The sequence below is a fragment of the Granulicatella sp. HMSC31F03 genome (assembly GCF_001807725.1).
Classification (GTDB): domain Bacteria; phylum Bacillota; class Bacilli; order Lactobacillales; family Aerococcaceae; genus Granulicatella; species Granulicatella adiacens.
This window is the reverse complement of sequence record NZ_KV790837.1, coordinates 23,792-49,836: the sequence shown is the minus strand read 5'-3', so window position 1 is coordinate 49,836 and position 26,045 is coordinate 23,792. Positions and strand designations below refer to the sequence as shown.

At 39.4% G+C, this 26,045-nt stretch carries 24 protein-coding genes; 21 read left to right on the top strand and 3 right to left on the bottom strand.

The window, feature by feature from the left end; all coding sequences use genetic code 11:
• Positions 1–1,281, bottom strand: coding sequence for a nickel-dependent lactate racemase (gene larA, locus HMPREF3106_RS00245; RefSeq protein WP_070443626.1), 1,281 nt, complete (start codon positions 1,279–1,281; stop codon positions 1–3).
• A gap of 107 nt (positions 1,282–1,388) precedes the next feature.
• Here larA and HMPREF3106_RS00240 point away from each other — a divergent pair, with 107 nt between their 5' ends.
• The 5 genes from HMPREF3106_RS00240 to serS all read left to right on the top strand — a co-directional run bounded on the left by HMPREF3106_RS00240 (position 1,389) and on the right by serS (position 6,720).
• Positions 1,389–2,102 carry a Crp/Fnr family transcriptional regulator gene (locus HMPREF3106_RS00240; protein ID WP_005606380.1) on the top strand — a complete coding sequence of 238 codons (714 nt, stop codon included), beginning with the start codon at positions 1,389–1,391 and terminating at the stop codon, positions 2,100–2,102.
• Between the two features lie 21 nt (positions 2,103–2,123).
• On the top strand, positions 2,124–2,948 hold the full coding sequence (larE, locus tag HMPREF3106_RS00235; protein WP_049555654.1) for an ATP-dependent sacrificial sulfur transferase LarE: 825 nt from the start codon (positions 2,124–2,126) through the stop codon (positions 2,946–2,948).
• A complete protein-coding gene (locus HMPREF3106_RS00230; protein WP_049555653.1) occupies positions 2,948–3,484 on the top strand; it encodes a DUF924 family protein in 537 nt (178 codons plus the stop codon). Before larE ends, HMPREF3106_RS00230 begins: the two co-directional genes overlap by 1 nt.
• Positions 3,485–3,722: 238 nt before the next feature.
• Positions 3,723–5,120 (top strand): serine hydrolase, encoded by a 1,398-nt coding sequence (locus HMPREF3106_RS00225; protein ID WP_070443623.1) that lies wholly within the window; start codon positions 3,723–3,725, stop codon positions 5,118–5,120.
• 322 nt (positions 5,121–5,442) lie between these two features.
• Positions 5,443–6,720, top strand: a complete 1,278-nt coding sequence (serS, locus tag HMPREF3106_RS00220) for a serine--tRNA ligase (protein ID WP_070443620.1) — start codon at positions 5,443–5,445, stop codon at positions 6,718–6,720.
• 65 nt (positions 6,721–6,785) lie between these two features.
• On the opposite strand, the gene HMPREF3106_RS00215 is transcribed toward serS, so the two are convergent.
• Entirely contained in the window at positions 6,786–8,576 is a 1,791-nt protein-coding gene (locus HMPREF3106_RS00215) for a glycerophosphoryl diester phosphodiesterase membrane domain-containing protein (protein ID WP_070443617.1), read from the bottom strand.
• 152 nt (positions 8,577–8,728) lie between these two features.
• Here HMPREF3106_RS00215 and HMPREF3106_RS00210 point away from each other — a divergent pair, with 152 nt between their 5' ends.
• The 15 genes from HMPREF3106_RS00210 (at position 8,729) to HMPREF3106_RS00140 (ending at position 23,121) form a co-directional block, all read left to right on the top strand.
• On the top strand, positions 8,729–9,736 hold the full coding sequence (locus tag HMPREF3106_RS00210; RefSeq protein WP_005606374.1) for a hypothetical protein: 1,008 nt from the start codon (positions 8,729–8,731) through the stop codon (positions 9,734–9,736).
• Between the two features lie 174 nt (positions 9,737–9,910).
• Complete coding sequence (locus HMPREF3106_RS00205) at positions 9,911–11,068, top strand: ABC transporter substrate-binding protein (RefSeq protein ID WP_070443614.1); 1,158 nt, start codon at positions 9,911–9,913, stop codon at positions 11,066–11,068.
• Between the two features lie 94 nt (positions 11,069–11,162).
• Positions 11,163–12,044 carry a branched-chain amino acid ABC transporter permease gene (locus HMPREF3106_RS00200; RefSeq protein WP_070443611.1) on the top strand — a complete coding sequence of 294 codons (882 nt, stop codon included), beginning with the start codon at positions 11,163–11,165 and terminating at the stop codon, positions 12,042–12,044.
• Between the two features lie 9 nt (positions 12,045–12,053).
• The gene (locus HMPREF3106_RS00195; RefSeq protein WP_039848984.1) at positions 12,054–13,016 is read left to right on the top strand and encodes a branched-chain amino acid ABC transporter permease; all 963 of its coding nucleotides are present in this window, start codon (positions 12,054–12,056) and stop codon (positions 13,014–13,016) included.
• A complete protein-coding gene (locus tag HMPREF3106_RS00190) occupies positions 13,016–13,786 on the top strand; it encodes an ABC transporter ATP-binding protein (RefSeq protein WP_005606370.1) in 771 nt (256 codons plus the stop codon). Before HMPREF3106_RS00195 ends, HMPREF3106_RS00190 begins: the two co-directional genes overlap by 1 nt.
• Positions 13,787–14,491 (top strand): ABC transporter ATP-binding protein, encoded by a 705-nt coding sequence (locus HMPREF3106_RS00185; protein ID WP_005606368.1) that lies wholly within the window; start codon positions 13,787–13,789, stop codon positions 14,489–14,491.
• A 2-nt stretch (positions 14,492–14,493) separates the two neighbouring features.
• Positions 14,494–15,135, top strand: coding sequence for a CBS and ACT domain-containing protein (locus HMPREF3106_RS00180; RefSeq protein ID WP_070443608.1), 642 nt, complete (start codon positions 14,494–14,496; stop codon positions 15,133–15,135).
• Between the two features lie 333 nt (positions 15,136–15,468).
• Positions 15,469–16,698, top strand: a complete 1,230-nt coding sequence (locus HMPREF3106_RS00175) for a MalY/PatB family protein (protein WP_070438481.1) — start codon at positions 15,469–15,471, stop codon at positions 16,696–16,698.
• A 10-nt stretch (positions 16,699–16,708) separates the two neighbouring features.
• Positions 16,709–17,095 carry a RidA family protein gene (locus tag HMPREF3106_RS00170; protein WP_070443605.1) on the top strand — a complete coding sequence of 129 codons (387 nt, stop codon included), beginning with the start codon at positions 16,709–16,711 and terminating at the stop codon, positions 17,093–17,095.
• A 32-nt stretch (positions 17,096–17,127) separates the two neighbouring features.
• On the top strand, positions 17,128–17,562 hold the full coding sequence (locus tag HMPREF3106_RS00165; RefSeq protein WP_005606359.1) for a hypothetical protein: 435 nt from the start codon (positions 17,128–17,130) through the stop codon (positions 17,560–17,562).
• A gap of 84 nt (positions 17,563–17,646) precedes the next feature.
• On the top strand, positions 17,647–18,900 hold the full coding sequence (locus tag HMPREF3106_RS00160) for a BaiN/RdsA family NAD(P)/FAD-dependent oxidoreductase (RefSeq protein ID WP_070443601.1): 1,254 nt from the start codon (positions 17,647–17,649) through the stop codon (positions 18,898–18,900).
• 255 nt (positions 18,901–19,155) lie between these two features.
• Entirely contained in the window at positions 19,156–19,866 is a 711-nt protein-coding gene (locus HMPREF3106_RS00155; RefSeq protein WP_005606355.1) for a hypothetical protein, read from the top strand.
• Positions 19,867–19,886: 20 nt separating this feature from the next.
• Positions 19,887–20,636: a DUF4336 domain-containing protein gene (locus HMPREF3106_RS00150; RefSeq protein ID WP_070443598.1), complete on the top strand. Its 750-nt coding sequence runs from the start codon at positions 19,887–19,889 to the stop codon at positions 20,634–20,636.
• A gap of 152 nt (positions 20,637–20,788) precedes the next feature.
• Positions 20,789–21,067, top strand: a complete 279-nt coding sequence (locus HMPREF3106_RS00145) for a DUF6110 family protein (protein ID WP_039848982.1) — start codon at positions 20,789–20,791, stop codon at positions 21,065–21,067.
• Entirely contained in the window at positions 21,067–23,121 is a 2,055-nt protein-coding gene (locus tag HMPREF3106_RS00140; RefSeq protein WP_070438464.1) for a heavy metal translocating P-type ATPase, read from the top strand. Before HMPREF3106_RS00145 ends, HMPREF3106_RS00140 begins: the two co-directional genes overlap by 1 nt.
• A gap of 341 nt (positions 23,122–23,462) precedes the next feature.
• On the opposite strand, the gene HMPREF3106_RS00135 is transcribed toward HMPREF3106_RS00140, so the two are convergent.
• Positions 23,463–24,242: a M15 family metallopeptidase gene (locus tag HMPREF3106_RS00135; protein WP_070438461.1), complete on the bottom strand. Its 780-nt coding sequence runs from the start codon at positions 24,240–24,242 to the stop codon at positions 23,463–23,465.
• A gap of 198 nt (positions 24,243–24,440) precedes the next feature.
• Here HMPREF3106_RS00135 and guaB point away from each other — a divergent pair, with 198 nt between their 5' ends.
• Positions 24,441–25,919: an IMP dehydrogenase gene (gene guaB, locus HMPREF3106_RS00130; RefSeq protein WP_070443563.1), complete on the top strand. Its 1,479-nt coding sequence runs from the start codon at positions 24,441–24,443 to the stop codon at positions 25,917–25,919.
• The last annotated feature ends 126 nt before the right edge of the window (positions 25,920–26,045 follow it).

Genomic DNA, 26,045 nt, shown 5'->3' with positions numbered 1-26,045 from the left:
TTATTTATCTTCGACGATGACAGATAATCCATCGCGGATAACTGTTACTTTTGCGTCTGCTCCTTGAAGTTCGAAGGCACGTGCAAGAGCTTCGTCAAATGTTTTCGCTAATTCCATATGCATGTTTGTGATAAGACTTGGTTCAACTAAGTCAGATACAAAGATTACATGGTGATGCACTAGAATACGCGCTAAGATTTGTGAAGTCCATTGGTCTGGAACTGTTTCAAGTCTTGGAGTGTTAATGGCTTGTTCTAAGAAGTCTTTAGGATCTTTAACGTCTGCTAAGTTACGGTAGAAACCTTCACCACCGTGACCATCTTGACATCCAGCAACCATGATAATCACGCCGCCTTCTTTGTTTGTTGCTTCAGCAGCAGTCATTCCTTTAACAGCTTGATAGATGTTTTGGTCTAATGGGAAACCACCATTTGTTGAAACGGCGATATCGCAAGGAATTTTAGTTACATGAGCTAATTCACGAACGAATTCGCAACCTACTTTGTGGGCTTCAACCATGTCTCCGGCAAATGAACCGATGATATGTTTTTCACCATCTAATACAACGTTTACGATGAAGGCTAAGTTTGCAGTACGTGCTGCGTATAACATATCTTCGTGGATTGGGTTGTGGTCTAAGTTACCAGTACGTGATTTTTCTGAATCGATAAAATCACCACTGTGGTTTGCCATAATTGTTTTATAGGAAGCAACCCCAGGAAGAACAGATTTACGTCCGCCAGAGAATCCAGCGAAGAAGTGGCTTTCGATAAATCCTTCAGCGATTAATAAGTCTGCTTCAGCAGCGATACGGTTGATGATGCAGTCACCACCTGAAGGTAATTGACCGATTTTAACCATGTCTTCGTCGTTTGTAGAAATGTGCATTACGATTTCTTCGTTGTCCACGATTTCTTGACCGTATTTGTTAATTAACTCTTCACGAGTTGAAGGACGGTGGAAACCAGTCGCAACTAAAATACGGATACGAGCGTCTGGGTTTACACTACGGATACGACGTAAAATGATTGGTGTAATGATATGTGAAGGAACTGGACGTGTATGGTCAGAACTGATTAATACGATATCTTTTTTACCTTTTGCTAATTCTTCTAAAGTTTTGCTACCAATTGGGTTATCTATTGATTTTTCCACTGTTTCTTGTTCAGAAAGTGGATTGTGGTAGTTTTCCGCTTTTGATTCAAGTAATCCAGCAAAGTTTTTGTCAGGAATTACAGCAGTAATTGTCTTTTTGTCGTAAGGTAGTTTAATTTCAACCATGATAACATCTCCTTTAATTTGTTTGACGATTATAAGTATACTCAAATAACTCTTAGCAGAAGTCTCAAAGGTTAGTAACATTTGTTAACGTATATTTTCGTGGTAAGATGATAATAGTGTGTATAGGAAATTGTCTTAGAGGAGTGTTCAATTTGAACAGTGAAAAATACTTAATCGATTTTTTAGAGAAAGAAAATACCCCTATTATTAAGAAGAAAAAACACATGTACCTGGCATACCGTGGTTTAGAACAAGCCTATACTTATGTATTAATTGATGGGGTAGTGAAGACTAGTATCATTATGAAAGATGGTCGGGAGTTTAATTTAGAGTACGTTACGCCCGTGGATATCGTTTCACTTGTTCGTGACGAAGTTTCTAACTATACATCAGCACCTTTTAACGTACGCATTGAGAGCGACGAGGCAACTTTCTACCGTATTCCTCGCATTAAGTTTTGGGAATACGTAAGAGATGATAAACACTTACAAGATTATATTCGGGAATATTACCGGAATAAATTGTCTGAAACCATTGAATCATTGCAATATATGACGATGAATGGGAAAAAAGGGGCGGTCTGTTCCTTCCTATATAAATTGATGAATCAATTTGGCGTGGAAGTAGAAGATGGAATCCTCATCGATTTTAATGTTACGAATGAAGATATTGCTGGCTTTTGTGGAATCTCTACTCGTAATAGCGTAAACCGCATTATTCATGATTTAAAAGAAGAAGGCGTCGTTGAAATTCATAACCAGAAATTACTAATTTTAGATAAAGCATACTTGGAAGAATTTACAGGTCGAGAAAGCTTTTAGGATAGAAAGAAGGAACAAAAAATGGATGAAAAAGAAGCACGATTACGCGAATTGTTAAAAGAAGTGGGGAAAATTGTAGTTCCCTATTCTGGAGGAATCGATAGTAGCTATTTATTGAAGATTGCAGTGGATACTCTAGGACGTGACAATGTGATTGCGGCAGTCGTGAACTCGGAATTGTTTTCTGACCGAGAGTTTAGTGAAGCAATCGATTTAGGAACAGAAATGGGTGCTCGTGTATTAGGACTTGAAATGGAAGAGTTATCCGATTCGCACATTGCTTCAAACACGCCGAATAGTTGGTATTACAGTAAGAAAATGCTCTACCAAACCATCAAAAAGAATGTGGAAGGAGAAGGTTTTACAGTTCTTTCAGATGGATTAATTATGGACGACATCAACGATTATCGTCCCGGTGTGAAGGCGCGTAATGAAGAAGGCGTGCGTAGTCTTTTGCAAGAAGCTGGATTATATAAATCAGAAATTCGTGAATTAGCCAAACGTGCCGGAGTGACGAACTGGAATAAGACTCCTTCTTGCAGTTTAGCTTCTCGTTTCCCCTACGGAACTCGTATTACGCCTGAAAAAGTTGAAGCGGTGTTTAAGGCGGAAGAATATTTTGCAAAACGTGGATTTGAACCGGTACGTGTTCGCGTGCATCAAGATTTGGCTCGTATTGAAGTAGGGGCAGACCAAATTGAAAAATTAGTTAAAAATCACGAAGAGATTAATCAGATGATGCAAGAGTTAGGCTTCTTATTTGTAACTGTCGATTTGCAAGGCTATAAATACGGAAGAATGAACGATCAGCTAGATGAAAAAACGAAGAAAGAAGCGATTGGATAATGATTGTTTCGCCCCAAGAAGTATTAGAGTTCTGGTTTAAAGAATGTGCCCCTTCAGATTGGTTTAAAAAATCGGAGGAGTTTGATGAAGAAATTCGAACGAGATTTCTTCCCGCTTATGAGGCTATCGTTTCAGGCGAAACGGTTCACTGGCGCAAGACTCCGCGAGGTCGTCTAGCCGAAATAATTGTTCTGGATCAATTCTCAAGAAATATGTTTCGTGAGAATGCAAAAGCTTTTGCTGCGGATTCTTTAGCACTAGTGCTTGCACAGGAAACTTTACCTTATTGGAAGGAATTGACAATAGAGGAGCAAGGATTTCTTGTGATGCCTTTCATGCATTCGGAGTCCTTGTGGATTCATGATTGGGCAGCAAAATGGTTTGACGAACCAGGATTAGAACGTCGAAAAAAATATGAATTGGCTCATCGTGCGATTATTGAACAATTTGGTAGATATCCCCATCGAAATCAAATTTTAGGAAGAAAATCGACATTAGAAGAAGAACAATTTCTAGAAAAACATAAAGGATTTTAAAGAAAACACAACAAGAAAAAAACACTTTTCTTTTTGTGTTTTTTTCTTATTAAAAGATGGAAGGGCATCCATTGTTGATGTGGATACAATAATATTTTTTCCTCGAACAGAAAGCGAATATGAGATTAAAAATAAGCGCAATTTTGTAATAAAAGATTAATCAGATTACCATTGTTTTTCCTTTATTTTTTCGGTAACATGAGTAAGCAGATTTGAGAGATTTAGGAGATATAAAAACATGAAAGGTCCTCGTAAATGGATGAAAAAATTCGTGTGTGCCCTTAGCGTTTTTGCTATGAGTGCAGCGAGTTTCACGCCAGTTATTTATGCGCAAGATGCCGCAAAAGAAAAAGAAGAAGCAGCTGCGATTCAAGATGTACAAAGCTACATTGCAATCGAGCAAACGAGTGGAAAAATTTTGATGCAAAAAAATCAAGATGAAGTTCGTGGAATTGCTTCAATGAGTAAAATGATTTCACAATATTTAATTTTAGAAGCGATAAAAAAAGGAGAAATCACTTGGGAAACAAAAATCCCAATTAGTGCCAGAGCAAATCAATTAAGTGCCAATTATAATTTATCCAATGTGCCACTATGGCCAAATGAAAAATATACAATCAAAGAACTTTTTGATGCTATCTCGATTTATTCAGCCAATGCAGCCACTCTTGCAATTGCCGAATATATTGGTGGTTCCGAGGCAAATTGGATTGAACGAATGAAAGCAAAATTAAACGAGTGGGGCATTAAGGACGCGACAATTATTAATGTAACAGGATTACCGAATAAATATGGTGGCAGCGAAAAAAATCCAGCTTTTGGAGACGAAGATGAAAATAGTATGTCTGCTCGTTCTGTTGCAATTATTGCTAAAAATTTAGTGAATGATTTTCCTGAGATTTTGAAGATTTCATCGATTTCAACTCAAACTTTCCGTCCTAATGGATCAGGAACAACTAAAATGGATAACTTCAATTACTTACTTCCAGGGCTCTTGTTTGAGTATGAAGGCGTAACAGGATTGAAGACTGGAACGAGTGAATCCGGTGGAGCTTCAATTACGACAACAGCAACAAGAAATGGATTTTCTGTGATTGTGGTGAGTATGGGTTCTAAAGAGCCACTAAACCGATTTAAAGTCACAAGACATCTTTTAGATGAACTGTTCAAAAAGTACGAAGGACTTATTGTCGGTTCTCCTGGGAAATCCGTGCAAAATTTAGCGCCGATTCCTCTGGAAGGTGGAACGGAAGAAACGTTGAGTGTTGACTATGGAAAACCTTTTGTTGCAGCCGTTCCAAAAGGGACAGCCCTTAGCCAAATTAAAATAGGCTTTATTCCGTTAGATGAGTTGAAAACAGAAGATGGAAAAGTAAAAGCGCCTGTTCAAGCAGGACAAACGGTCGGAACATTGACCTTTGAAATGCCAGGTGAAAATCTAGGATATGTGGATGGTAAAGATCACGGAACAGTAGAAGCATTAGCTGCTTACGATGTGGAGCAATCGAATGTGGTCACAGAAAGTGTCCGTGGAGCAAAAGGTTTTGTTGGACAAGTTGTTCAAAAAGTTCAAAACTTCTTTGGAAATGTATGGAGCGAAATTCAAAATGTATTTACGCCAACAGCCTCTAAATAAAAATACAGTAAAAGGCTTGCACTTTTTGCTTAGTGCGTGTACAATCTTAGACAAATGATACAGTATGAATAGTACCTGCAATCCTTTAGTAGAGAGCTAGTGGTTGGTGAAAACTAGCAAAGAGAGACCAGCGAATCCACATACGGTGCGAGAGCGAAAACATTGATTAAGCTATCCGGAGAAAACCGTTATCTCACAAATGAGCGCAATGGCAACATTGAAACCGGGTGGTACCGCGAAGACAATTACTCTACTTCGTCCCTAAGACTAGAAATAGTCGGGGGCGGAGTATTTTTTTATACAGAAAATGGAGGGAAAACATATGTTAGATATGAAACGCATTCGTGAGAATTTTGAAGAAGTGGCAACAGCTCTAGAAAACCGCGGTGTAGACCGTGCGACAGTAGAAGAGTTACGCAACTTGGATGAAGAACGTCGCGCACTCATCACGAAAACAGAACAATTAAAACAATACCGTAATACGGTAACAGAAGAAATCTCTCTTCTAAAACGCAACAAAGAAGATGTAACAGAGAAAATTGCTGAAATGAAACAAGTCGGCGAAGACATCAAAGCAACAGATGCGGAGTTAGCAGAAGTGGAAGAAAAAGTAGAATACATCGCATCTCGCTTACCAAACACAGCTGCAGAAGGTGTACCAGTAGGGGCAGATGAAACAGAAAACGTAGAAGTTCGTCGTGAAGGAACTCCACGCGTATTCAACTTCGAACCAAAACCTCACTGGGAAGTAGCAGAAGCGCTAGATATTTTAGACTTCGAACGCGGAGCTAAAGTATCAGGAAGCCGTTTCTTATACTACAAAGGCCTTGGAGCTCGCTTAGAACGTGCGATTTACAACTACATGCTTGATTTACACGTTGAAAAACATGGCTATACTGAAATGATTACACCATACATGGTAAACGAACAATCAATGTACGGTACAGGTCAATTTCCTAAATTCAAAGAAGATGTGTTCCAATTAACAGACGAACGCAACTTAACATTAATCCCAACAGCAGAAGTGCCACTTACAAACTACTACGCAAACGAAATCTTAGACGAAGCGCAATTACCGATTTACTTCACTGCGCTTAGTCCATCATTCCGTTCTGAAGCGGGTAGTGCGGGTCGTGACACTCGTGGTTTAATACGTCTTCACCAATTTAATAAGGTAGAAATGGTGAAATTTGCGAAACCAGAAGATTCATTCGATGAATTAGAAAAAATGACAGACAACGCGGAAGATGTACTGCGTGGATTAGGATTACCATTCCGTACAATCGTATTATGTACAGGAGACATGGGATTCTCCGCAGCGAAAACATACGATGTAGAAGTGTGGATTCCAGCGCAAGATACGTACCGTGAAATCAGTTCTTGCTCAAACTGCGTGGACTTCCAAGCGCGTCGTGCGAAAATTCGTTTCCGTCGTGAAGATAGTGGCAAGATTGAATTAGTGCATACATTAAATGGATCAGGACTTGCAGTTGGACGTACAGTTGCTGCTATTCTTGAAAATTACCAAAATGAAGATGGTAGTGTGACGATTCCAGAAGCGCTTGTACCATACATGGGCGGCGTTACAAAAATTGGATAAATCATCCGCTTTGAAATAGAGAAGAGCCGCTGTGGAAACTCCACAGCGGCTCTTGTTTTTGTCATTTATTTACTGAATACTAAAGTAATTCCGAGGGCTCGTAAAAACTGATCCATCAACGTATTATTCTTTTTAAAATCATCTTTGAAATCCTTCACAAGTTGGACTTCATCAGTAATAATCCCATTCACAGGACTGTTCAAATATTTTTGAATGACATCTTCACTATTGATGGTCCAAACATAGACTTCATGTCCTTGTTGTTGCGCATTTAGAACAAGCAATTCTTGATAAGAAAAGTCTTCTATGACGAAGAAATCCACTTTTGGATTGCCAAACCCTCCGAATTGGAAGGGAATGACATAACCCGTATTTATTTCTGGAGCTTTTTCTTCCAGTTCTTCCATCACTTTCAAATCAAGGGACATGACTTTGTTAGAAGAATCGATGCCTAACTCTTTATATTTTTGGATAAAGAGGTCTACATAATTTTCAGGTTCTCCCCCATGAGGTTTTAATTCAATGATGAGAGGGATTTTCAAATCTTTAGCTTCTCGGTAAAATTCCTCGAAGGTCGGGATATGGCTAGCAAATCCCGATTGATAAATCGGTAATCCCCTCACTTCATCCAAGGTCATATCTTGAACCCGTTTATTCAGACGAGCGAGTCGTTTTAAATTGTAATCATGCATCACCACGAATTGATGATCTTTGGTAAGGAGGATATCCATTTCTACCATGGTAGCGCCAGCCTCTTTTGCAGCTTTAATTCCTTCAAGGGAATTTTCAACCGCCTTTGAAGTATATCCACGATGACCGATAATCGCTTGGTCAGGCATGGCGTCTTTGGCATAGGTTGATAGCGTTGTGGAGGCCGCATTTCCAATCACAAAAATGAGAGCAACAGCAGTGACGATTTTTCTCTTATGTTTCACTTCAGGAAGATGTTGGTATAAATGAAGGGAAACGAGTTTTCGCTCGTGAATCACTTTTGTCATGACGATAAATGTAGCCATTTTCGTATAAATGATAATGAACTCTTGAATAAGTTTGGCAATCGTGAGGACACTGCTGAGTAGAAAAACATTATCTCCTTCAGTGTTGATAAGAGATACCAAAGCAACACTTAAAAAGGAAATAGCCACAACAAAGATGAATAAAACAGCCTCAACGACACCAACGATAAAGAGGAGTCTCCATGTATTCCCTTTTGTAATCTTCCAACTTTGTAGAATATTTTTAGTAAAAGGTTGATCTGTCAGAATTTGTAGTGGAATTGCAAAGGAACTTCTAGCGTGAAAGTAAAGGAGCAATACAATTAAAATCGTGTAGATTATCACGCCACTCCCAGTTTTGGTGATTTCTCCCGTTATGAAACTAGGAATATAAATGTTTTTGGAAATAAAGGTTAAATCTCCTAAATTAATAATCGGAAGAAGCGTTATAAAATAGAGTAAAAACGCAATAAAATTCCCGTTTAGCAGTTGCCTTAATTCAATAAAGGCATTTTTAACACTGGTTCGCCAAGAAAAATGTGTTTTTCGAATCGTTCCATAGATCATAAAAATTAGAATCGAAAACTCTAAAAACAAAATAAAAGCAAACGCGAGTAAGTACATAAGGATGAAAGGAATCATCCAAGGGTTTAATAAAACATGTTTAAAATTTGAAAAGGTTAAATTGGCTTGACCTGCAAAAAAGAGCATTCCTTTAAAAATTAGCGATAATAATCCAAATCCAAAGACGGAGATAAATAGCTGTAAAAATAAGGAATTACGTAAATACATCCAACTATGCTTGGTTAAATTGCTGAAGGTAAAGCGAATCGTTTTCCAGACTGGAATCTTGGTTTTCATGGTGCCTCCAATAAATTTCTTTCTATCAACATAGCATGAACAAAAGCTTCTATCAAGTTGAAATCCGGAATCTTAATAAGATTGACACTTATTAAGGCGATTTAATATAATAAAACATATTTAAGATTTTTTTATACTTTAGGAGGACTAAAATGAAAAAGAAGTTATTAACATTTTTATGCTTAATGGCAACGGTTGTATTAGCTGCCTGTGGATTTAAAAAAGTAGATGCCGGAAACTACCTTAAAACGTCTTTTAGTGGCGTTGATACAAAAGGACGTATTACGTATCAATTCAATACAGAGGAGTTAATCACCGCTTTCTTAGTAGAAAATCCTAAAGCAGACGCCAAAACAGAATCAGAATTAAAAGCGGCTATTGCTGAAGTTAAAATATCTCCAAGCAAGACTGAAAATTTATCAAATGACGAAGAAGTTACTTTAACGTTTGCAAATACAAAGAATCTAGAAAAATTTGTGACAATTCCTTCAGAGAAAAAAGTGAAAGTAACGGGATTAACGGCTGTTAAGAAACTAAATTCTGAAGAATTAGCAAAATTAGTGTCATTAGAAGCAACAGGTTTCAACAAAAAAGGAAAAGCGAAAGTTCGCATAAATGACCCTCGTGTAGCTTCCATTCGTTTTGTAGTTGAAAATGATGGACAATTAGAAAATGGAAAAGATGCTAAAATTAAAATTGACGGAAACTTCGATAAAGTTTTAGAATCAAATGGCTATATTTTAGAAGGCGATGGAAGCTTCACTCTTCCAGTAAAAGGCTTAAAAACAGTTGCTGACAAATTTGAGGATGCAAAAAACAAAGATGAAGTTGTTAAAAAATTAAAAGAAGAAATCAACAAAAAGTACACAGATGCGACCATTACTTTTGATAAAACTTATTATCGTGGTTTATCAAGCGGTGTAGGTGAAAGTGGATATGGCGACGGTTTAATCGAAGGAAACGGAAACCTTGTGATGCTTGTTCGAGTAGAGTATAAATATGCTGGCAAACGTACGCTTGCAATTGGTCTTTCAAACTTAGTAACGAATGCAGAAGGAAATATTGAATTGAAAGATGCTCAGTTAGTGGATAAATATTTTGATGACTTTGCAACTGCTGCTCAAAAATTAGAAGCGATTGGATATACAGAAGTAAAATAAGAGATGTTAGGAGAGATTGCCTCGTGTTGGGCGGTCTCTTTTTTTGTAAACAAAAGCATTTTTTCATTTTTATGAAAAATTTTTTATAAATGAATAGAAAATAGTTGCAAGAATTGTCAGAATATTATATACTACTCTCATCTTAGAAATTTAAAGTATGAAAAGAGGGATCTTATGAAATTAAAACAATTCACATTAGGAGCTGTGGTTGCAGCCATTTTAGCAGGTTGCGGAAGTGCAGCAGATAGCAACACAGTCAAAATCGGAGGAAACTTCGAATTAACAGGGAACGTAGCAACTTACGGAACTTCAATGAACAATGCAGCACAATTAGCGGTTGAACAAAAAGGGAAGTTACTTGATAAGGAATTAAAATACGTTTCATATGACAACAAATCAGATAAGACAGAAGTTGCTTCTGTTGCGAAAAAATTAGCTTCTGAGAAAGTAGTCGGTGTAGTTGGACCAGCAACTACAGGGGATGCAGCAGTATCAATCCCTGTAAACGAACAAGCTAAAATCCCAACAGTATTCCCAGCAACAACAGGAGACGGTGTAACATTGAAAAATGCAGGAGATGCATCTTCAGTATATGAATACATCTACCGTGTATGTTTCTCTGACAGCTACCAAGGAGTTGTAGGAGCAAACTTTGTTAACAAGAAATTCGGAAAAGCAAAAGTAGCGATCTTACAAGATACAGGAAATGATTACTCTAAAGGATTAGCAGACGCTTTTGAAAAAACTTACACTGATAGCAAAATCGGTGGTTCAGTTGTAGCTCGCGAATACTATCAAACGAAAGATACAGATTTCCAAGCGGTATTAACAACATTGAAATCTAAAGACTTCGATGTATTATACGTACCTGGTTACTATGAAGAAGTTGGTTTAATCATCAAACAAGCTCGTGAAATGGGAATCACTCAACCAATCGTTGGTGGAGACGGTCTTTCAAGTGATAAGTTAGCAGCATTAGCTGGAAACAGCTCAAACCTTTCAAACGTTTACTACACATCTCACTTCTCAACATTGAGTAAAGATAGCGATGTTCAAGAGTTTGTTAAAGCGTATAAAGAAAAATTTGGTACAAATCCAGATACTTTCGCAGCTTTAAGTTATGATGCAACTCAATTGTTAATGAAAGCTATCGAAAAAGCAGGGTCAACAGATCCTCAAGCAATCACAAAAGCTTTAGCAGAAACAACAGACTTTGACGGTGTTACAGGAACATTCTCAATGGGTGCTGACCACACACCAGTGAAATCAGCGGTTGTAATCGAGTTCCAAAACGGACAAGAAGTAAGTGCTCAAGAGTACTCTGCTGAGTAATTTTAGGATAAGCATATTTTGAAGAGAGGCACGGAGAGTTTCTTCCGCCTCTCTTTTCCACTAGATAAAGGATAGAAATGAAAGGAGAAAATATATGGAGTTGTTAATTCAACAATTGGTAAACGGGCTCGCAGTCGGAAGTATTTATGCTTTAATAGCGCTTGGATATACCATGGTTTATGGGACGATTAAACTGATTAACTTCGCACACGGTGATGTGTATATGATGGGGGCATTCATTGGCTATTTTGCGGTAATGGTTTTGAAATTGAATGTATTCCTAGCCTTACTATTAGCCATGGTGGCGTGCGCCATTTTAGGAGTGGTGATTGAGCGTGTGGCGTATAAGCCGCTTCGTAAATCGACTCGTGTGGCTGCATTAATTACAGCCATTGGGGTTTCATACTTATTAGAAAATGCAATGAGTTATTTCTTTGGAGCGGAGTCTCGTCCGTTTCCTTCAGATTTTGGAACAGAGACATTCACTTTATTCGGAGACGTTTCAGTGAATGGAAAGCAAATCCTGATTTTCGGGATTACAGTTTTATTAATGGCTTTATTACAATTTATCGTTCGTTATACAAAAATGGGGAAAGCGATGCGTGCCGTTGCTGTTGATGAACAAGCAGCTCAACTCATGGGGATTGACGTAGATGGAGTGATTTCATTTACTTTTGCCCTTGGGTCAGCACTTGCTGGGATTGCAGGTGTCCTTGTTGGCGTTTACTATAATACAATATCTACAACAATGGGGATTACAGTCGGACTAAAAGCCTTCGTTGCAGCTGTACTTGGGGGTATCGGAAGTATTCCTGGAGCGATGGTCGGTGGTTATCTCATCGGTCTATTAGAAACAATGGTAAGCTTCTTCGGGTACTCACCGTACCGTGATGGAGTGGTTTACTTCCTATTATTTATTATTTTAATCGTATTACCAGCTGGACTGTTTGGTAAAAATGTCAGAGAGAAAGTGTAGGTGAAGAAGATGCAAAGATTTCATAAAAAGAATATTCGTTGGACATTGTTCGCGTTGGGAATGTACGCTCTTCTTTTCGTGCTTGTACAAACAGGAGTAATCAACTTCTACTACGAAAGTACCTTCATTAACATCATGATTAATATCATCTATGCGGTTGGGTTAAACTTGATTTTGGGGGTTGCCGGACAGTTCTCACTTGGACATGCTGGATTTATCGCCATTGGTTCTTATAGCGGTGCGATTCTTGGAAAAATGATAAACGGTCTTCCAGGACTATTTGCTGGAATGGCAGTAGGGGTTGTCATTTCGGTTATCGTGGCATTTCTTGTTGGATTACCAACGCTTCGTTTAAAAGGAGACTACCTTGCGATTGCGACTCTAGGGGTTGCTGAAATCATTCGTGTAGCTGTGACCAATATGAAAATTACAAACGGCGCTGCCGGAATTAGTGGGATTCCTTTAACGAACACATGGACGATTACTTATATTTTCCTAGTGGTGACAACCATTTTAATCTTGAACTACACTTTCAGTAGTGCTGGTCGTGCAACTTATGGGGTGTTACAAGATGAAATCGCAGCGGAATCGATGGGGGTTCAAGTGACGAAGTACAAAATCTTGGCCTTCGTATTAGGAGCAGCCACTGCAAGTATCGGTGGAACTCTTTCTGCGACAACGCTAGGAGCGGTGACACCTGGTGACTTCACGTTTATGAAATCGATTGATGTATTAATTATTGTCGTATTCGGAGGAATTGGAAGTTTCACTGGTTCATTTGTAGCAGCAGTATTGCTTGGCATTATCAACCTTGTCCTACAACCATTTGGACAATTACGGATGATCATCTATGCAGTAGCGTTAATTTTAATTATGATCTTCCGTCCGGGTGGATTACTTGGAACATGGGAATTTAAACTAGGGAACTTGAAGTTTTCTAAGAAAAAAGAGGCAAAGGAGAGTGGGAAGTAATGTTATTAGAAGTAAATGGACTAACTAAAAACTTTGGTGGACTTTCCGCGGTATCTAATGTTTCTATGAAAGTAAACAAGGGAGAACTTATCGGACTCATCGGGCCAAACGGTGCTGGGAAAACGACTTTCTTCAACTTGTTAACAGGGGTGTATGAGCCAACAGAAGGAACAGTGAGTTTAGAAGTAGACGGACAGTTGAAAAACTTAAACGGGCTTCCTCCATATAAACGCACCACTCTTGGAATGGCACGTACTTTCCAAAATATTCGTCTCTTTAAAGATATAACGGTACTAGAGAATGTAATGATTGCGATGCACTCGCACTCAAGTGACTCATTATTCTCAACCTTATTCCGTACGAAAAAATACTATGATACAGAAGCAAAAATGCGCGAAGAAGCGATTGAGTTGCTAAAGATTTTTGAGTTGGATACACTTAAAGAGGAAAAGGCGAAAAACTTAGCTTACGGACAACAACGTGAGCTTGAGATCGTTCGTGCGTTAGCGACAAAACCAAAAATCTTATTCTTGGATGAGCCAGCAGCGGGGATGAACCCTCAAGAGACGGCTCAATTAACAGAACTAATTGCGAAAATTCAAAAAGAATTTGATTTGACAGTGGTGTTAATCGAACACGATATGTCACTTGTGATGAAAATTTGCCAACGCATTTACGTGTTGGAATATGGAAGACTTCTTGCAGAAGGAACTCCAGAAGAAATTAAACAAAATCCTGCAGTTATTAAAGCGTACTTAGGAGGTGAGTAGATGTTAGAAGTTAAAAATTTATCAGTTCATTACGGAATGATTCAAGCCGTACGTAATGTTGATTTTAAGGTGAATGAAGGCGAAATCGTGTCTCTAATCGGGGCAAACGGTGCTGGAAAATCAACTATCTTGAAGACTTTATCGGGACTCATTCATCCTTCAGAAGGCGAAATCGTATACTTAGGTGAGAACATCGCTTCAACATCTGCGAAGAAAATCGTTGAGAAAGGACTCGTGCAAGTGCCAGAAGGACGTCACGTATTCCCAGGATTAACGGTAAAAGAAAACCTTGAACTAGGGGCATTTCTACGCAAGGATAAAGAAGCGATTCAAAAAGATATGGAAGACGTCTTCGAGCGTTTCCCAATCTTGAAAGAACGTAAAGACCAAGATGCGCAAACACTCTCTGGTGGGGAGCAACAAATGTTAGCAATGGGGCGTGCGTTAATGAGTCGTCCAAAACTATTATTGTTGGATGAACCGTCAATGGGGTTAGCACCGATTTTTATCCGTGAGATTTTCAAAATCATTCAAGAAATCCAAAAGACAGGGACAACGGTTTTACTCATCGAGCAAAATGCGAAAATGGCCTTATCGATTTCAAATCGTGCGTATGTACTCGAAACTGGATCAGTGGTATTAAGCGGTACAGGACAAGAGTTGTTAGAAAGTGATGAAATTCAGAAAGCATATCTAGGAGGGTAATCATGGAAGTTAAAGATTATATGTCAACCAACGTCATTACAGTAACGCCTGAAACGACGGTTATGAAAGCTCTAGACTTAATGAAGGAACACGACATTCACCGCTTGCCAGTTGTAGAAGATGGCAAGTTAGTTGGCTTACTCACAGAAGAACTTGTTGCGGGGCATTCACCTTCAATGGCAACAAGCCTATCGATGCATGAGCTGAACTATTTATTGAATAAGACTACAGCAAGCGAAATTATGCAAAAGCAAGTCTTAACCGTGAAGGCTCATACATTATTAGAAGAAGCTGCGTCCCTTATGCGTCAACAAAAGGTCGGCGTACTGCCAGTAGTAGATGCACGTGGCCACGTGGAAGGAATTATTACTGATAAAGATATTTTTGATGCGTTTATCGAAATTTCTGGATACAACACACCGGGTTCTCGTTTATTCATTGAAATCAATGAAGATAAACCAGGTCCTCTGGAAGAAATTTCGGATGTGTTGCGTGAAAACAACGTGAACGTTTCGACGATTTCGGTATATCACCGTGATGGGAAAGTGCAAGTGGTGCTTCATGTGGATTCAACGAATCCGGATGAAGTGGCGGACTTTATCGCGCAAAAAGGCTATCGCGTGATTTCAGCGATAAAGAAATAGGTTAAAGGGTTAAAGCGTTGCTTTAAAATCCTTGGACATCTTCATAGTTATAGAAACAACTGCACCGGACTGAGCCTTGGTCTCAGGCCTTGCGAAAGTCAAAGAGCTCCAAAGAGATTCTCGCTATGGAGCTCTAATTCTTTTCGCATGCGACCGTTATTTCTATGACTATAGAGTCCAAGGATTTTTTTGCAACGTTAACCTAGGATGTTTTTCTTCACCAAGAATTACGCTTTTTATGAAAAAACTTGCACCGGACTGAGTCTTCGGCGGGCGTTGAGTGGATGCGGGGGACGGTGTATAATGAAAGTGAGATTCTAGGAGGTTATGCGGATGAAATATGATTTTACGACAGAATTTGATCGACATGGAATGGACGCTCTGGCGGTGGATGGGCTAGGGTTGATTCCAGGAAAGTCGCCAGATAGACCGAAGAAAGGTTTCGATGTGATTCCGATGTGGATTGCGGACATGAGTTTCCCAACCGTGCCAACGGTGATTTCGGCGATGCAAAAACGATTGGAACATCCGGTTTTCGGGTACTTTATGCCTTCTAAAGTGTACTACGAAAGCATTATTCAGTGGCATGCGCGCCACCATCAAGTGACAGGATTAACGCGTAAACATATTGGTCATGAAAATGGCGTGCTTGGAGGAGTCGTATCGACTTTAACATCGTACGCTGCGCCTGGGGATGCTGTGTTAGTGCATAGTCCAACCTATGTCGGCTTTACGCAGTCGTTAAATGATAATGGCTTGAAGGCTGTGCATAGCCCGCTTGTGAAAGACGAAAAGGGCGTTTACCGTATGGACTTTGAGGATATGGAACAAAAAATCAAAGCACATAAGATTCATGTGGCGATTTTCTGTTCTCCGCATAACCCAAGTGGTCGTGTATGGGAGAAAGAAGAAATTGAACGCGCAATGGAGATTTACCGCAAGTATGATGTGATTGTCGTGTCGGATGAAATTTGGTCGGATATTATTTTTAAAGGCCATAAGCATATTCCGACACAATCGATTTCAGAAGATGCGAAGAATCGCACCGTGGCGATGTATGCGCCAAGTAAGACGTTTAACTTGGCAGGGCTCGTGGGAAGTTATCATGTGATTTACAATGATGCCTTAAGAGACCGCGTCGAGTCAAAAGGGATGAAACCTCATTATAACGCGATGAATGTGATGTCGATGCATGCTTTAATTGGGGCGTATCAAGAAGAAGGTTACGAGTGGCTGGAAGAGTTGCGTGAAGTAATCGAGAAGAACGCGGACTATGCGTGCGACTTTATTCACTGTGAATTGGACGGCGTAGAAGTCACAAAACCTGAAGGCACGTATATGCTCTTTATCGACTGTTCACCGTTCTTGAAAAAACATAACTTAACGCTAGAGCAACTCGAAAAACGTGGCTGGGATGTCGGCGTGGCTTGGCAAGACGGCAAGATGTTCTTCGGCGAAGGCTGTATCCGTATTAACCTCGCGTTACCGTATGCGCGTCTTGTAGAAGCATTTGACCGTATGAAAACATATGTATTCGTGGACACTGTGCCACCATTAGACTAGGAGGAACCCTATGACAAAGAAATTGATTCAAACAGAACAGGCTCCAAAAGCAATCGGGCCTTACTCACAAGGAGTAGCCTATAAAGGAGAAACGATTGTAGTCTCTGGACAGTTGCCAATCGTTCCTGAAACAGGGGAGTTTTCAGGAAGTGATATTGTGAGCCAAACGCATCAATCATTGAAAAATATCCGTGCGATCTTAAAAGAAGCAGGGGTAGGAATGGACGCGGTAGTCTCTACAACCGTACTACTAGCCGACATCAACGACTTTGCACAAATGAATGAAGTGTATGGAGAGTATTTTTCTTCTCCTTATCCAGCACGGATGGCATTTCAAGCAGCGGCTTTACCAAAGAATGCCCTAGTAGAAATCCAAGTGACGGCTGTAAAAGCATAAGCGATGTTTGATAGATAAGAAGGAGGAATTGTATGGATCGTAAAAATTTAGCTCGTTTTTGTGGGATTGTTGGGGTTGGTTCTGGGGTATTATTCTGGTTAGCGCCCATTGTCGCATTAAAACTATCTTTTGTGAACACAGTAGATGTTTCCTCACAGTTCTTTTGGATTTTGTTGATGCTGAATTTAATCGTTATTTATTTTGGAATCAAAGGGTTTCAAACCTTTAAAGGAGATTCGAGAATCAAAAACGGAGTGCGGATTTTCTATTTAGTCGCAGGTATTCTGATTTTTATGCCGACGCTGCAACGAATTTTACCAGCCATTCCCGTTTTCCAAATCATCCTTACAATTCTTTACTGGATGAGTTTCGGAACTTTAGAGATTCTTCCGTATTTTGCAGGAGGAAGTCTATTAATCGTCTGTGGGGCGTTCTATTTAGCTTCACTGAAAGAATGGAAAGAGTAAGTGGAAAAGGTCTAGAGAGTTTCTCTAGGCTTTTTTATTTTGCATGCTTTATAATAATTGGGACAACGAGAATTGGAGGCAAGTATGAAAGTTATTGTAATCGGTGGTGGAACGAGTGGATTAATGGCTTCAGTCAGTGCAGCGATGCATGGTGCAGAAGTGGTCTTATTGGAGAAAAATCCAACTTTAGGAAAAAAATTATTGCACACAGGAGGCACACGTTGTAATGTTACCAATCGACGTTCTCCTGAGGAAATCGTGAAACATATTCCGGGGAATGGACGGTTTTTATATAGTGCCTTTTCTCAATTTGACAATCAAGATATTATCCAATTTTTCGAATCGCGTGGAGTTCGTTTGAAAGAAGAAGATCATGGGCGTATGTTTCCTGTGACAGATTCTGCCAAGACGATTTTGGAGACCTTTATTCAGGAAATCAAGAAGCTAGGCGTGCAAGTGCGTACGAATGTGAAAGTGAAGACGATTCGTGTAAACGAGGGAGCCGTACGAGTGGTAGAACTCGATAATGGGGAACAACTACAGGCCGATGCGGTGATTTTAGCGACCGGTGGGAAATCGTATCCTAAGACAGGTTCGACGGGAGATGGGTACGGGATTGCCCGTGTTGCAGGTCATACGATTACACCTCTGTTTGCGACGGAAGTTCCGTTGACAAGTAGCGAAGAGTTTATTCAAAAAGGAGAGCTTCGAGCGCTATCCTTACGAAATGTGGCGCTCAGTGTTCTTAGTGGGAAAGGAAAAGCGATTGTTACGCATCAGATGGATATGATTTTCACTCACTTTGGTGTCAGCGGACCAGCAGTGTTACGTTGTTCAAGCTTTGTGCATCAAGTACAAGAAAAGGAAAAGAAGAAAGAAGTCGTAATGAGTTTAAATGCATTACCAGACCTTAACGCTTCAGAACTAGATGCAAAGTTGAAAGGTTTTGTGGAGGAAGCTCCTCTAAAATCAATTAAAAATCATTTGAAAACATTGCTTCCCGAACGATATATAGAATTTTTACTAGCAAAAGTGGGGATTGATGACCAAACGGCGGTGAGTCGCTTGACGGAGGCCAACTGGGCACAAATTAAAGAAGCCCTTACGAATTTCCGTTTTACTGTGAATGGGTCTCTCCCGATTGAAAAAGGCTTTGTAACCGGCGGAGGAGTTCATTTGAAGGAAGTGAATCCGAAAACTTTGCAATCGAAATTAACACAAGGTTTGTATTTCTGCGGGGAACTGTTAGATATTCACGGTTATACAGGTGGGTATAATATCACCGCTGCTTTTGTAACCGGCTATGTGGCGGGAATGCACGCCGCTTTTGGGGATTAAATTTCTCTGTTTTTAGCCAAAATCGTCATAAATTATTCATAAAGTTTGGTTATAGTTTTTCTATTCCCAAATAAGAATTATTTACTAATAGTAAATAAAACTCTATCCTTTTTTCCTCTCATCTATGGTGAGAGGTTTTTTTATGAAAAAAATGAAGAAATAAGTTAGAGAAAGTATTAGATTTTCTAAAAAAAGACTGTTTAGAAGAGGCTTTTATGCTAAAATGAACCTATCTGAATTTTTGAGGAGTTTGTAATGGCTGAAAAGAAATTAATGGAGAAAGTGTTGCATCAAGTGGTGCGGACATTTCCAAAAGTAAATATGCCGATGGAATACGTTCCCTATCCAATTCCATACCCACCGCTAGCCAAGAGTCGCTTTGAAATTTTTGTGCATGTGGCAGAGCGCGGAAATGGACCTCTTGGACATGTCGATTTATGTATTGATGGCTATGTCTATTCGTACGGGAACTATGATGAGAGAGATTTGAAATTAGGCGGCTGGATAGCAGAAGGAGTGCTCATCAAAGCACCGCGTGAAGAGTATATGCTATTTTGTAAGAACCATTATCAAAAAGCATTACATATTTATTCAATTGCGGTCACTTCTGAGCAAATGGATGCCATTCATGCATACTTAGAAAAAATATTAGCGCCGACAAAGACATGGGAGCCGACGAGTGAAGCCATTTACTATAATCCAACTTTCGATCGTTTTGAAGAAATGTATGTGTACTTCATGGCACAACAGATGGATACCGTGTTTTATAAATTCAATCGTTCTAAATTCATGACTTATAATGGCTGGACTAGAAATTGTTTGAGTTTTGCCGACCACACCGCAAAAGTGCTGCATGAAAAAACATTGCGTGCTAAAAATATGGTCTTCCCGGCCCAATACCATAAACGCCTTCAAAAACTCTTGAAGAAAAATTCCCCGCTGATTATTCATTATGAGGTCTACTAATCACCAGAGGAGAATCCGATATGACATGTTCTGTGAAAGTATATGAACCACTATATACATTAAAAGCAATTGGTGAAGATATTTGGATTGTCGATGGAGACGTTGTTGAAATGAACTTCAATCTGACTCAAGTTCCCTTTAGCACGCGGATGACAGTGGTACGATTAAACAATCGCGACTTGTGGATTCATTCTCCGATTCATTTAACACAAGAGTTAAAAAGTGAAATCGAAGCTCTGGGGAATGTGGCACACATAGTAGCTCCCAATAAATTGCATTATGTCTATATGGAAGAGTGGAGCCAAGCTTATCCGACTGCAAAAGTGTGGGCAACAAAAGGGTTGGAGAAAATTTTTGAAGAATCAAAGGGTATCCAGACCTACACCGTACTAGATAAAACCCATGCTATTAGTTGGCAATCAGAAATAGATTATCTCCCGTTTGAAGGAAGTACACTCATTGAGGAGTCTGTATTCTTCCACCAAAAGAGTCGTACATTAATTTTAACCGATTTGATTGAGAATATTGAACTTTCAAAAGAGTGCTCTTGTTGGCACCGTTTATTATTCAAAATAGGAGATAATACTTACCCCAATGGCCATACACCAAGAGATTTAAGAATGACCTTTTTGTTTCACAAAGAAATAGCTAGAAAGTGTTATCAAAGAATCCAAGGTTGGAAGCCATTGAATGTTCTTTTTGCGCATGGGAAGTGCTTTATAGGAAATGCAGAGGAAAAGTTACCTCAAGCATTCTTTTGGTTAGAATAAGCTACCTTGTTTTTCTACAAGGTAGCTTTTATTTAGAAAGTCAAAGAGACTAATAGAATCTTAAACTTTTAATTATTGAAAGAAGGGGATTAAATCCGTATACTATAGTTAGAATTGAATAATTCTAATTAGAAAAAATGGAGGTAATCATAATGATTAAAGAACTTGTAAGTTTAGGAAAATTTGCTAAAAAATCAGGTGTATTTGCGGGAGGAGTTTTATTTGGATCGTTAGGATTAAAACTATTAGCGAGCAAAGAAGCAAAACATGTATATGCTAAAGCAGTCGCTACTTCTTATAAATTAAAAGATGGTATTGATGCAACCGTTTCTACTGTAAAACAACATGCAGATGATGTCTTAGAAGAAGCAAAAGACTTATATGCTGAAGAAAAAAATGCACAATTAGTAGTAGAAACTAGTGAAAAATAATGAAGTTTATTATTAAGCATCAATCGAACTCTAGAGTGCGACTAGAGCTCCCTTTTACATGTCCGCATCCGGTACAAATGTATTTAGAGGAATTAGCTTGCACAGTTCCTGGTATTGAAAAGTTGCACTTTTATAAAGATTTAAAGCATGTAGGAGTGTATTTTTCTCAAGGGAAAGATCAACAGGTTCAAAATTTTTTATCTTTGATTCAAATGGAGAAAGTAATTGAAAAACAAAACGAAGTCGAGTGGCTAGTCCCTTCTTCGCCATATGATATTATTTCAACGCATCTCTATAGAAGAATGCTTTCAAAAGTCCTTCTTCCAACACCTCTTCGTGTGGGATGGATACTTCTGAAAATGGTGAAGTTTGGAAAGGCTGCTTTCCAATCAATTTGTGAGAAAAAACTTTCTATGAGTTTACTCGATTTTGTGGCTATAGCGACTTCTGCAGCGATGGGAGACTATAAAACTGCTGATATGATTATGTTCTTATTGAATTTAGGAGACGATTTAGATGACTGGTCCCAAAAGAAATCTATTGAAGAACTTGAAAAGAATTTAACGAATAATATTTACGAGATATGGATTGAAAAAGAGGGCGAGCGCTTCAAGAAAATGAGTAATCATGTTGAAGTAGGAGATATCTTCGTTGCAACAGAAGGTCAAGAAATATACTTTGACGGAAGAGTTGTCAATGGAAGAGGATACTTAAATGAAAGCTCATTAACAGGCGAGTCATTCCCAGTCGCCAAAAAACAAGGGGATATGGTCTACGCTAATACAGTTGTAGAGCATGGCGAACTACTAGTAGAAGTGACGAATAAGCAACAAAACTTACGCTTGCAGCAAATCGTTCAGCTAATTAAATCAAGTGAATTCCATCAATCAAAACAACAAAAGCAATTAATGGAAAAAGCAGATGGATTAGTGAAATATAATTTCATCGGGATGGCGTTGACGTATCTATTCACTCGCTCAGTCTCTAAAGCACTCACTTTCCTATTAGTGGATTATTCATGTGCGTTAAAATTATCTTCACCAGCTACTTATTTAACAGCCATTAAAGCGGCTTCTAATCAGGGAATTGTGATTAAAGGATCTAATTCTTTAGATGAATATGCGCAAGTCGATACTTTTGTTTTTGATAAGACAGGAACATTGACAACTGGAATTCCAAAAATTCAAAGAATTATTTCCTATGAGGGTTATGATGATGCGGAAGTTTTACGAATTGCAGCTTGTTTGGAAGAACATATTTATCATCCAATTGCGACGGCTGTTGTTAAGAAAGCAGAAGATGAGGGAATTGAACATGAAGAAATGCATGGGAAATTAACTCACGTAGCTTCAAAAGGAATTGTATCTTCCATTGACGGAAAAAGAGTTCTCATCGGAAGTCTAGAATTACTAGAAGAAGAACAAACTTTTATTTCGGAACAACAGAAGAAAGTCATAGAAGAATATAGTCAAATGTTTAATTTGCTCTATCTAAGTTACGATGGAAAATTAATTGCTATTTTTCTTATTGATACACCGCTACGACCAGAGGCTATTGAATTATTGCATGAATTAAAGGAAAGAGGTAAGCAAATAGTTCTTCTTACCGGAGATACACAAAAACGTACGGAAACGATTTGTTCTCTCATTTCTTTTGATAAGGTCTACACTCAAGTAAAACCTGAACAAAAGCATCAAGTTATTCAGCAATTGAAAGATCAAGGGCATCATGTGTTAATGATTGGAGATGGAATTAATGATTCTGCTGCACTGTCCCTTGCAAATGTAGGGGTTGTGATGGCGGGTGCTTCAGATATTGCTCGTCAAGCCAGCGATATTTTATTCTTAAATGAACAATTGACAGGACTACATGTGTTAGATACGATTACGGATCAATTAAATCATCAATTGGATTTGAATTTAAAAAATACAGTAGGAATTAATTCTTTCTTGATGGGGTTAGGGCTAATCGATGTGTTATCTCCAAGTGTTTTGGCATTATTGCATAATGTGACAACCACTTTTATTATTGGAAAGAGTTTGACATATATTTAAAAATAAAAGCAAGGTGAATTCACCTTGCTTTTTTATGTTGATAAATAGTGTTTATAAATGATTATTTTTACTTCTGTCTTTCTGCCTCGTATCCTGGAGTTGAACTCGGGCTCGTAGCTTTCGCGTTCCTTTCCGATAATTATCCGCACGTCCTTATCGGACGCTTGCGTTAATTTCGGTAAAGGGTCGAAAGCTGACCACTCACCCTCGTATCCTGTGTAGTTGAACTCGTCATCGCAGAAATCGCGTCCACTTCCCAACCCATACGCACATCGTTTTTTACGATGCTTGCGTTGGTTTGGTCCAGTGGTCGATTTCTAACCGCGAAGACTCATATCCTGCTATTCATATCCTCCACCTTCTACTCCGTAGTACTCTTCAAGAGAAAGGCCGGAGTTATAGATGTCTGTTGCTTTGTCGCCTACATAGCGTAAATGCCAGGCTTCGGCTTGGTATCCGGTAATGGCTTCTTTCCCAGCTTGGAATCGGATAATAAATCCATACTCATGGGCGTGGGTGTGGAGCCAGGCGATGGCGTCCTTATTTTCTTCACCGTCTAATAAATTCCCTGTTGTATCTAAGAGATCAAAGGCTAGTCCTGTTTGATGTTCGCTGTAGCCAGGTCTTGCGGAATAGGTATCCGCAGCCTCTTTACCTTCACGAGCGACATAATTGTTATAGAGTTGTTCTTGATATTCATAAGAGCGATATCCGCTGTAAACATCACTAATCGGATATTCCAGTTCTTGCATTTTTTGAATGAGTTTCTTCACTTGTGCCCCAGCGGTAGGATCTTCTCCCGGAGCATAAGTCGAAGGAAGAGCGTGTTTCTTATTGACAACCATTTGATAGCCTAAAGAGACATCCGCCATACCACTTCCTTGAGAGGATTGTTGTTTTTCTGTCGCTATGTCCTTAGTAGAGGATTCTTCAGAGGAAGCCTCTGTGCTAGCAGAAGTTGTTTTTGCCGTTGTCGTTGTGTCAGTAGTTGTGGTTTTTGTTGTTTGCGTAGAGGTTGATGGAGAGGTCGTAGTTTCACTTGGATTGTTTTTATTTGAGCAACCAAGAAGAACTAGGCTCAGTACAACCGCCGATAACAGTTGTTTTTTCACGCGAATCATCCTTTCCTTGTTACTTATAGTGTAGCACAATCTGTGGAGGGTGAGAGGGAAATTTTTAAAAAATTAATGTTTCTAAAAATGCGAACAATGAAATGTAAAACTTTTGTGAATGACAATAAAAATCGTGAAAAAGCTTGCATTTTGCCAAAAAAATGGTATATTATTCGTTAATAAATTTAATCACTGGAGGTTTGTGCGATGTCAAAATGGGAAACAAAATTTCAAAAAGAAGGGTACACATTTGACGATGTTTTATTAATTCCAGCAGAGAGTCATGTATTGCCGAATGATGTTGATTTGCGTGTGCAATTAGCGAAAAATATTCGTTTAAATATCCCTTTAATCAGTGCCAGCATGGATACGGTCACAGATGCGACGATGGCGATTGCGATTGCGCGCCAAGGAGGTCTTGGGGTCATCCATAAAAACATGTCGATTGCCGAGCAGGCGGAAGAAGTGCACAAAGTAAAACGATCAGAGAGTGGCGTTATCATTAATCCATTTTTCTTAACTCCATCCCATAAAGTACAAGACGCTGAAGACCTCATGGCAAAATACCGTATTAGCGGTGTTCCAATCGTTGATGACTTAGAAACACGTCACCTCGTTGGGATTTTGACAAACCGTGACTTACGATTCATTTCAGATTATTCCATTTTAATTGACGAAGTAATGACAAAAGAGCACCTCGTAACGGCTCCAGTTGGAACATCCCTCAAAGATGCAGAAGCCATTCTTCAAAAACATAAAATCGAAAAATTACCTTTAGTAGATGACAAAGGATGCTTAGCGGGGTTAATCACCATCAAAGACATCGAAAAAGTCATCGAATTCCCGAACTCTGCTAAAGATGAACATGGGCGTCTATTAGTAGCGGCTGCAGTGGGTATTACTTCGGATACATTTGAACGTGCAACAGAGCTACTAGATGCGGGTGCAGATGCCATCGTCATTGATACAGCTCACGGGCACAGTGCCGGAGTGATTCGTAAAATCAAAGAAATCCGTGATACTTTCCCAGAAGCAACATTAATTGCTGGAAATGTGGCGACTGCCGAAGGAACTCGCGCCTTATTTGAAACAGGTGTCGACGTGGTTAAAGTCGGAATCGGACCAGGTTCCATCTGTACAACCCGTGTCGTTGCCGGTGTAGGGGTTCCGCAAATCACAGCGATTTATGATGCCGCAACAGTGGCTAAAGAATTTGGCAAAGCGATTATTGCAGACGGTGGAATCAAGTATTCAGGGGATATCGCAAAAGCCATCGCAGCGGGTGGACATGCGGTAATGTTAGGAAGTATGCTTGCCGGAACCGATGAATCTCCAGGGGAATTTGAAATCTTCCAAGGCCGTCGCTTCAAGACATACCGCGGAATGGGAAGTCTAGCAGCGATGGAAAATGGTTCAGGGGACCGTTACTTCCAAGCGAAAAATGAAGCCAACAAACGCGTGCCAGAAGGAATCGAAGGACGTGTTGCTTACAAAGGGTCTGCGGCGGATATTATCTTCCAAATGGTCGGCGGACTTCGCTCTGGTATGGGGTATGTGGGGGCGCGTAATTTAGAAGAGCTTCGCGAGAATACGCAGTTTGTGCGTATGAGTGGTGCGGGGCTAAGAGAAAGCCATCCGCATGATGTTCAGATCACTAAAGAAGCACCAAACTATTCAATTTCATAAAATAAATTAAACGCGATTTTTGAAAATCCTTACGGATTTACTTCATAAAAACAATAACAAGGCACCGGTTCGAGCCTATGGTCTCTCACCTCTAAAGCCTCAAAGACGGAGTAAGGAATGAATTCC

What these genes read in the sequence shown, in the direction of transcription:
- HMPREF3106_RS00195 (WP_039848984.1), top strand. Translation starts at nt 12,054, where the DNA reads ATGCAAAGATTTCATAAAAAGAATATTCGTTGGACATTGTTCGCGTTG.
- HMPREF3106_RS00240 (WP_005606380.1), top strand. Translation starts at nt 1,389, where the DNA reads ATGATAATAGTGTGTATAGGAAATTGTCTTAGAGGAGTGTTCAATTTG.
- HMPREF3106_RS00205 (WP_070443614.1), top strand. Translation starts at nt 9,911, where the DNA reads ATGAAATTAAAACAATTCACATTAGGAGCTGTGGTTGCAGCCATTTTA.
- serS (WP_070443620.1), top strand. Translation starts at nt 5,443, where the DNA reads ATGTTAGATATGAAACGCATTCGTGAGAATTTTGAAGAAGTGGCAACA.
- HMPREF3106_RS00165 (WP_005606359.1), top strand. Translation starts at nt 17,128, where the DNA reads ATGGATCGTAAAAATTTAGCTCGTTTTTGTGGGATTGTTGGGGTTGGT.
- HMPREF3106_RS00175 (WP_070438481.1), top strand. Translation starts at nt 15,469, where the DNA reads ATGAAATATGATTTTACGACAGAATTTGATCGACATGGAATGGACGCT.
- HMPREF3106_RS00170 (WP_070443605.1), top strand. Translation starts at nt 16,709, where the DNA reads ATGACAAAGAAATTGATTCAAACAGAACAGGCTCCAAAAGCAATCGGG.
- HMPREF3106_RS00180 (WP_070443608.1), top strand. Translation starts at nt 14,494, where the DNA reads ATGGAAGTTAAAGATTATATGTCAACCAACGTCATTACAGTAACGCCT.
- guaB (WP_070443563.1), top strand. Translation starts at nt 24,441, where the DNA reads ATGTCAAAATGGGAAACAAAATTTCAAAAAGAAGGGTACACATTTGAC.
- HMPREF3106_RS00135 (WP_070438461.1), bottom strand. Translation starts at nt 24,242, where the DNA reads ATGATTCGCGTGAAAAAACAACTGTTATCGGCGGTTGTACTGAGCCTA.
- HMPREF3106_RS00185 (WP_005606368.1), top strand. Translation starts at nt 13,787, where the DNA reads ATGTTAGAAGTTAAAAATTTATCAGTTCATTACGGAATGATTCAAGCC.
- larE (WP_049555654.1), top strand. Translation starts at nt 2,124, where the DNA reads ATGGATGAAAAAGAAGCACGATTACGCGAATTGTTAAAAGAAGTGGGG.
- HMPREF3106_RS00190 (WP_005606370.1), top strand. Translation starts at nt 13,016, where the DNA reads ATGTTATTAGAAGTAAATGGACTAACTAAAAACTTTGGTGGACTTTCC.
- HMPREF3106_RS00155 (WP_005606355.1), top strand. Translation starts at nt 19,156, where the DNA reads ATGGCTGAAAAGAAATTAATGGAGAAAGTGTTGCATCAAGTGGTGCGG.
- HMPREF3106_RS00230 (WP_049555653.1), top strand. Translation starts at nt 2,948, where the DNA reads ATGATTGTTTCGCCCCAAGAAGTATTAGAGTTCTGGTTTAAAGAATGT.
- HMPREF3106_RS00145 (WP_039848982.1), top strand. Translation starts at nt 20,789, where the DNA reads ATGATTAAAGAACTTGTAAGTTTAGGAAAATTTGCTAAAAAATCAGGT.
- HMPREF3106_RS00225 (WP_070443623.1), top strand. Translation starts at nt 3,723, where the DNA reads ATGAAAGGTCCTCGTAAATGGATGAAAAAATTCGTGTGTGCCCTTAGC.
- larA (WP_070443626.1), bottom strand. Translation starts at nt 1,281, where the DNA reads ATGGTTGAAATTAAACTACCTTACGACAAAAAGACAATTACTGCTGTA.
- HMPREF3106_RS00200 (WP_070443611.1), top strand. Translation starts at nt 11,163, where the DNA reads ATGGAGTTGTTAATTCAACAATTGGTAAACGGGCTCGCAGTCGGAAGT.
- HMPREF3106_RS00160 (WP_070443601.1), top strand. Translation starts at nt 17,647, where the DNA reads ATGAAAGTTATTGTAATCGGTGGTGGAACGAGTGGATTAATGGCTTCA.
- HMPREF3106_RS00215 (WP_070443617.1), bottom strand. Translation starts at nt 8,576, where the DNA reads ATGAAAACCAAGATTCCAGTCTGGAAAACGATTCGCTTTACCTTCAGC.
- HMPREF3106_RS00140 (WP_070438464.1), top strand. Translation starts at nt 21,067, where the DNA reads ATGAAGTTTATTATTAAGCATCAATCGAACTCTAGAGTGCGACTAGAG.
- HMPREF3106_RS00150 (WP_070443598.1), top strand. Translation starts at nt 19,887, where the DNA reads ATGACATGTTCTGTGAAAGTATATGAACCACTATATACATTAAAAGCA.
- HMPREF3106_RS00210 (WP_005606374.1), top strand. Translation starts at nt 8,729, where the DNA reads ATGAAAAAGAAGTTATTAACATTTTTATGCTTAATGGCAACGGTTGTA.